Source organism: Clostridium sartagoforme AAU1 (assembly GCF_000401215.1).
GTDB lineage: Bacteria > Bacillota > Clostridia > Clostridiales > Clostridiaceae > Clostridium > Clostridium sartagoforme.
The window spans coordinates 1-565 of the sequence record NZ_ASRV01000282.1; the positions used below are offsets into that span (position 1 = coordinate 1).

At 25.7% G+C, this 565-nt stretch carries 1 protein-coding gene; it reads right to left on the reverse strand.

Annotated elements, in window-relative coordinates; genetic code table 11:
• Positions 1-237: 237 nt before the first annotated feature.
• Positions 238-372: a hypothetical protein gene (locus A500_RS21540; protein WP_341349975.1), complete on the reverse strand. Its 135-nt coding sequence runs from the start codon at positions 370-372 to the stop codon at positions 238-240.
• Positions 373-565: the final 193 nt, after the last annotated feature.

A 565-nucleotide genomic window follows, 5' to 3' on the forward strand; every position in this document is an offset into this window, starting at 1 on the left:
TTATATTAACGTATTTATATTATTATTATAACCTATATTTTATTTAGTTAAAATAAAATACAGCTTTTAGCTGCTTTTAATGTATCAATAATTCCAACTTCTTTTTTTAATTTCAGACATGGCTTCCATAACTGCATTTAAAGTAACTCATTTTCATATAATAATTCAAAACTATGAAAAGAGTGTCCAAATTTGGACACTCTATATACTAACTAAAGAGCAACAGTTGTTGTTTCTTTATTTATAACCTTTGCTTCTACCATTTCTCACAAGATCACCTGCTTCTGTTTTTATTAACTTATTAGTTAATACAGAATCCATAAGAGCAGAAATGTCAGCATCTAAAACATTTTCCTTAACATCTTTAACTATTAAGTTAACCTTTTTCCTGAAACATCTTTAAAAGTCATTTTTGCACTTCTTTCTATCATGATATATCCCCCTTTCATAAATTACATTACTAAATTTTAATGCTGTTTAATAACTAATAAGGTAAATTAACCTCTAGTTATTATAAAGTTTTGTTGCTTTTGGATTGTACTTACTGTGTAATCCATAAGACTTT